A 6,317-nucleotide genomic window follows, 5' to 3' on the forward strand; every position below is an offset into this window, starting at 1 on the left:
CGATGCTCTCCCAGCTGAGCTAAGCACCCCAGAAAAAAGAAACTAGTTTACAGCATCCTTCAGGGCTTTACCAGCTTTAAATGCAGGAATTTTTGCAGCTGCAATTTTGATTTCTTCGCCGGTACGTGGGTTACGGCCGGTACGAGCAGCACGCTCACGAACAGAAAAAGTACCGAAACCTACCAGAGTAACTTGATCGCCTTTGCTTAACGCTTTTGTGACTGCAGAAGTCACGCCGTCAACAGCCAGAGCCGCTTTTGCTTTTGAAATGTCTGCGGCCGCAGCAACTGCATCGATTAATTCAGATTTATTCACAGCTTAATTCCTCGTGTCGTTTATATTATGTATTCAAAGTCCCAAAGGACACACAATACCTCGGCGCGTCTCATTTGGTTGTGTGTATCTAACTACAGCAAAAACAGTGTGTCAAGACAGTAAAACATTAGTGTCATTTACTATGACCATTTTTTGTGAACCGGCTCTAAACTCCTGCTAAATCAGTACTTAAGCTTTTACTTATATAGCCTATACTTATTTTAAGCACTAATGGATTGTGCCAAAGCAACATATTGTTCAACGGATAAGGTTTCAGGACGCAGCTTTGGATCGATCCCCTGAGCCTCCAACTCCGCCACGGAAACACTATTTTTCAAAGTGTTAGCGATGGTTTTTCGACGCTGACTAAAAGCCTGTGTGACCAAACTGCCTAACGTTTTTATACATACATCGCCGCCTAAAAATTGCTTTCTTGGTTGGATATAAATGATGGCTGACTCCACTTTAGGCGGAGGATCAAAGGCTGTAGGAGGCACAATAAATAATTGCTCAACCATGCATTGGTATTGAATCATTATGCTTAACCGACCATAGCTTTTGTTACCTGGTGCGGCACAAATGCGCTCTACGACCTCTCGTTGAAGCATAAAACACATATCTTCTATCAACGAAGCCTGTTCGAGTAAATGAAATAATAACGGTGTAGTGATGTTATAGGGCAGATTACCAATCACCCTTAATTTTTCATCATCCCGGGGTAATACACTGAAATCAAATTCCAGGGCATCAGCCTGATGAATATGTAGATTAGGCGCGTCTTTAAAATGGTTTTGCAGTATTGGCACCAAATCCCGATCCAGCTCAATCACATCCAGTAATCCAGCATCTTCCAGTAATGAGGCCGTTAATGCCCCACGTCCCGGTCCTATTTCGACCAGATGCTGATCTTTTTGAGGGGCTACTGCCGCGATGATGTCCGCTATAACGGCTTCATCCTGCAAGAAGTTTTGCCCAAATCGTTTACGTGCTTTCGGATAATATCGCTGATCAGTCATGGAGTTCTTCTGGTTAATGACATTGTTTCAGCCATATTGATTGCAGCCTGCAGGCTGGTTGCACTGGCCTTACCTGAACCGGCAAGGTCCAGTGCGGTGCCGTGATCAACCGATGTTCGGATAAATGGAAGCCCCAGGGTAATATTCACAGCATCACCAAAACCTTGATGCTTAAGCACTGGCAGGCCCTGATCGTGATACATAGCTAATACAGCGTCATAATCCGCAAGGCGTGACTTTACAAAAATAGTGTCTGCGGGCCATGGACCGTTAAATTCATAGCCCTGCTCACGTATGAGCTTAATCACAGGCTCGATTACAGTCTGTTCTTCAGTACCCAGATGACCACCTTCGCCAGCATGAGGATTTAAGCCGCATACAGCTATTCTAGGGTGTTTTAATCCAAAACCTTGCTGTAGACTTTGAGCCAGAATATGCATAATTTTTAGCAGGCTTTGTTGAGTAATGGCATCACTTACGTCGCGAAGCGGTAAGTGTGTCGTAGCCAAGGCCACACGAAGCTCCGGTGTGGCCAACATCATCACCACTTTATTGACACCAGCACCATCAGCGAAAAACTCGGTATGGCCGCTAAAAGGAACCTGAGCATCATTAATGACACCTTTATGCACTGGTGCAGTAACAACAGCATCGAAAGTCCCATCCAGACAACCATTCAGCGCGAGTTGCAATGTATTAATAACATAGGCTGAATTAGCAGGATTCAACTTCCCCGCCACCACTGTTTCTGCAAGCTTACTTTCCAGATAGACGATACAACCAGCTTCAACTGGTTTGGGAGCCGAATCTGGATCAAATTCAATCAGTTTTATGGGTAGCCCTAATTCATCTGCTCGTTGCTGAAGCAGCTCTGGATCAGCAATAACGATTATTTGGTGACGTTGGGCCTGTTGTGCCAGCTGAATACACAGATCGGGACCAATTCCAGCGGGTTCACCTGAAGTTAGCGCTATACGACAAATCTCACTCAAAGGTCACGATACTCAATGTAGGCTTCATCGCGCATTGCTCTTAGCCAGCTTTCAAGTTCTTCTTCAATTTTGCGTTGTTTTAACTGTTCTCGTGCTTTATTGCGCTTAAATTCATCTGCCATATTTTGTTCACGGCGTTCCTCGACCTGAATTAAATGCCAACCAAAACGGCTTTGGAAAACATCGCTCATTTCACCTTCAGCCAAACCATTCATAACTTCTTCAAACTCTGGAACCATAACACCGGGACTTGTCCAACCGAGGCTTCCGCCGTCAATGGCAGATCCGGTATCCTCAGAGTGTGCCTTTGCCAGCTCGGCGAAGTCTTCGCCATTGAGGATTCGCTCGCGTAATTGCTGAAGTCGTTTTTCCGCGGCTTCATCAGTCACCAGCTCATTGGTTTTGATTAAGATGTGTCGAGCTTTGGTCTGTTTAACCAGATGGGTTTCTTCGCTGCGTTTTTCAGCCAGTTTGACCAGGTGAAAGCCACTGCCGCTGCGTATAACGTCGCTCACTTCGCCAACGGCCAGATTGGGTACAACACTGGCAAACAAAGTTGGCAATTCAGCCTGTTTACGCCAGCCTAGTTCGCCACCTTCCAGCGCATTTTGACCATCAGAGTATCCTGCAGCAATTTCTGAAAAATCACCGCCCTCCGCCAATAAATCCTGAATAACAGCAAGCTTTTTTTCGGCTTCCTGTACTTGCTCAGGAGTTGGTGCATCTGGAATACCAACTAAAATATGTAACAGTCTGAAGGCTTGCTCAGAATCGCCCTGCAGGTTTTGGGTTGCCAGAAAGTTATCTACTTCACGCTCAGAAACGACAATAGAATCTTCGACCTCGCTCTTACGTAACCGACTGATAACCATTTCTTCACGAATGGTTTCTCTGAATTCAGTGAAATCATAACCGTCACTTTCAAGTGCATCTCGGAACTGACGTATGGTGAGATTATTGTTTTCAGCAATTTGGCGGACGGCAGCGTTCAGCGCGTCATCTGCCACCCGAATACCTGACATTTCTGCCCGCTGCAGTTGCAGTTTTTGCATGATTAGACGTTCAAGGACCTGTCGGCGCAGAATATCAGAGGATGGTATTGCGGCATTACGCTGGCGAAGCTGCTGACGAACAGTCTGCTCCATCTCGACCAGCTCACTATCCAGGACAATTTCGTTATTAACAACAGCAACAATACGATCAAGCGGCGCTGCCCATACACTGTTCGCAAGCAATAAGCCGACAAGCAAATATTTAATCATGAACTATTCAAACTCCGTAAATTGTTGGCCGTTATTATAGCGTTTCAAAGCGTCTAAGACCTAAAGAACCTTAAATGTAGATAGATGAGTTAATGACAAAAACATCTATTGGAAAGTTGAATCTGCTGGCTTATATTTATTCATAGCCACGAATACTTTCCTCGAGCAGGCCACCGGATTTCTTACCAAAGCGCCCCAGCCCTTTCAATTCAATTTCAAAATAGATGGCTTTATTGCGACTGTCAGCATTGATATCATTTATGTAATCACGGAAAACTACGCGGGTTGCCCAGCAACAACTGTGGTATTCAACACCTGCCAAAGCTTCTAACGTCGTATTATCCATCAAAGAGCGATAATAGCGGCCAATAACACTCCATTGATCATTAATCGGTAGACTTCCAGACACATCGGCCTGTTCAATCGGAAACTGGTTAATGCCATCATCACGTCGATAACGATGAGCAATATTGAAGACTCCTCCATTTTCTCCGCGATAGCGTAATTGCAGAGAAGACATATTGGAGGTGGTGCTGTCTGGATCCCATTGAATCTGGCCAGCGAGCGCCCATTCTTTCGTAATGCTAGCCACCGCTTCAGCAATATAATCAGAATCGGAGCTGGTCTCTCTGGCATCTTGTCTTAAATTGACTTTACGATCTGAGAAGTATTGGATTTGTCCCAATGTCATCCGTAATTTTTCACGACCAGTTTCTTCATTGATAAAACGGCTTGTCAAGCCCACCGTTATCTGATTTGCGTCACCAATTCTATCTGGCCCGGTAAACCGTTCATGGCTGAACATGCTTCCCATACCAAAGGTACGTAAATTTGTATCAAAAAGTGGAATATCGTCCTGGTCCCGATAAGGTTTATATAGATAAAATGCTCTGGGCTCTAAAGTCTGGATCATATTATTGCCGGCAAATTTCAACGGTTTTTCAAAAACCACTCCACTATCAATACTGATTATGGGTAAAGTCCGGCTAATGTTACTCTCCTCAAAACGGGTTTGGGTTTGCAAATTATCCAGTGAGTAGTATGTGTGGTTTAAAGCAACCCGGGGAGTAATAAAAAAACCTGCGGTACCCATCGGCAGGCTGACACCAGGTTCCATATTGAATCGTTGCCCCTTGACCAACTCGTCATGATCAAACGCTGTAAATTCAGACTTGAATTCATAGCTAAGTCCATAGGCCTGATCAGGTAGTAATCCATTCAATGTTAATTGCGGCAATCGTTGATAAGGATCTTCAACATCTTCCAACAGATTCTGATAGCCCTGCACTGTGGCCCCGAAATTCCAGATATCACCGTAATAATTCACATTTAATAATCGGTTTAAATGCGTGGTACTGCTCAGGCTTAAATTGCTACTGAAATCTTCCAGATAATCACGATCAGAGACATAGTTATAATCAACCAGTGTGGCCCAGCGGTTGCTGCTGCCATAAACACCATTTTGTTGATACAAAAAATGTTTCCGGTCTTCATTGTAGTTGGGATTTATTTCATCACCATTCTGACGCAGACTGTCACTGCCGAGATATCCAGCATCAATCAAGCCTGCTGATTGCGTTGTGAGATAACGAAACTCACCATTCAACATCAAGCCACGATCTGACATATAACGTGGTGTCAGAGTCGCATCCATATCGGGTGCAATGTTCCAGTAATAAGGAGTGCTGACATCAAAGCCGGTTTCATTGGAACTTCCAATGGAAGGAATCAGAAAACCCGATTTACGCTCATCATTTAATGGAAAACTGATGTATGGGGTGTAAAAAACCGGAACATCTTTAAGACGCAGCACAACATCATAAGCCCGGCCAACGCCCTCCTCATGATCCAGATCGACTTCTCCGGCCTTTAACTTCCAGAATTCATCGTCTTCCATACAGGTTGTATATGTAGCGTTTTTTAATTGGGTGGACTGTACGCCCTGACGATTCACATGACTCGCTTCACCGCGCGCATTCATCTGTTTGGTTTGATATTCCGCGTCAATCAGCGTGCCGCGATCTTCATTGATATTCCATTCCGCCTGATCACCAAATATTGACATCTGACTATCACGTAAACGCACATCTCCCTGAGCAGTCACTTTACCGGTAGTTTGGTTGTAAGTTGCACGGTTGGCATTTAATTGCTGCCCTCCGCGACGAATATCTACTTTGCCAGTAAATACAGAAGTGCCTAAATCAACCAACTGAGCGGTATCAGCTTTAACATCAACTTCACTTTGTTCAGTGAGTGCATCTTCAGGGAGAAAAAAATCGGCGTCTGGTCGGGGACAGTGACTGGGCACATGGTATGGCTCTGCGAAAACAAGAGGAGCAAAACAGGAAACAAAACCTGCAGATAGAATTATCAGTTTGCGCATCAATATCCCCGGTGAGCCTTGATGACCGAAAAATCGGCCTTCTATATTCAATAAATAACTGCCAATTTATCGCACAGAAATGTGCTTTCATCAAATCCCCTATTTAATTAAGTTGGCCAAAATCAATATATTGACCATTCATCAATAACTTAGCTTTACCATGGCATTCCTGCTGGCTTCCTAGCCACCACAATCTCCGTGGAACCATCTGGAGTCCATGTAAATATTTTCAAATATTCTGTTGACAGAGAAAAACTCAATCCCTATAGTATGCGCTTCCTTTCGGGGGCTATAGCTCAGCTGGGAGAGCGCTTGCATGGCATGCAAGAGGTCGGCGGTTCGATCCCGC

5 protein-coding genes are annotated in these 6,317 nt (G+C 44.6%); all 5 read right to left on the bottom strand.

Going from position 1 to position 6,317, the window contains the following annotated elements; genetic code table 11:
• Positions 1-42: 42 nt before the first annotated feature.
• Entirely contained in the window at positions 43-315 is a 273-nt protein-coding gene (locus B3182_RS06400) for an HU family DNA-binding protein (protein ID WP_014707392.1), read from the bottom strand.
• A gap of 221 nt (positions 316-536) precedes the next feature.
• Positions 537-1,331 (bottom strand): 16S rRNA (adenine(1518)-N(6)/adenine(1519)-N(6))-dimethyltransferase RsmA, encoded by a 795-nt coding sequence (rsmA, locus tag B3182_RS06405; protein ID WP_292357582.1) that lies wholly within the window; start codon positions 1,329-1,331, stop codon positions 537-539.
• Positions 1,328-2,323 (bottom strand): 4-hydroxythreonine-4-phosphate dehydrogenase PdxA, encoded by a 996-nt coding sequence (gene pdxA, locus B3182_RS06410; RefSeq protein ID WP_292357583.1) that lies wholly within the window; start codon positions 2,321-2,323, stop codon positions 1,328-1,330. Before pdxA ends, rsmA begins: the two co-directional genes overlap by 4 nt.
• Positions 2,320-3,585, bottom strand: a complete 1,266-nt coding sequence (locus tag B3182_RS06415; RefSeq protein ID WP_292357584.1) for a peptidylprolyl isomerase — start codon at positions 3,583-3,585, stop codon at positions 2,320-2,322. The genes pdxA and B3182_RS06415 overlap by 4 nt, the downstream gene beginning before the upstream one ends.
• Before the next feature lie 136 nt (positions 3,586-3,721).
• Positions 3,722-5,968: an LPS-assembly protein LptD gene (locus tag B3182_RS06420; protein ID WP_292357585.1), complete on the bottom strand. Its 2,247-nt coding sequence runs from the start codon at positions 5,966-5,968 to the stop codon at positions 3,722-3,724.
• Between the last annotated feature and the right edge of the window lie 349 nt (positions 5,969-6,317).

Origin of the sequence: Methylophaga sp. UBA4204, from assembly GCF_002379485.1 — a bacterium.
Taxonomy (GTDB): Bacteria; Pseudomonadota; Gammaproteobacteria; order Nitrosococcales; family Methylophagaceae; genus Methylophaga.

Excerpts from the sequence above, each read along its gene's own strand:
- B3182_RS06415 (WP_292357584.1), bottom strand. The coding sequence starts at position 3,585 with ATGATTAAATATTTGCTTGTCGGCTTATTGCTTGCGAACAGTGTATGG.
- B3182_RS06420 (WP_292357585.1), bottom strand. The coding sequence starts at position 5,968 with ATGCGCAAACTGATAATTCTATCTGCAGGTTTTGTTTCCTGTTTTGCT.
- rsmA (WP_292357582.1), bottom strand. The coding sequence starts at position 1,331 with ATGACTGATCAGCGATATTATCCGAAAGCACGTAAACGATTTGGGCAA.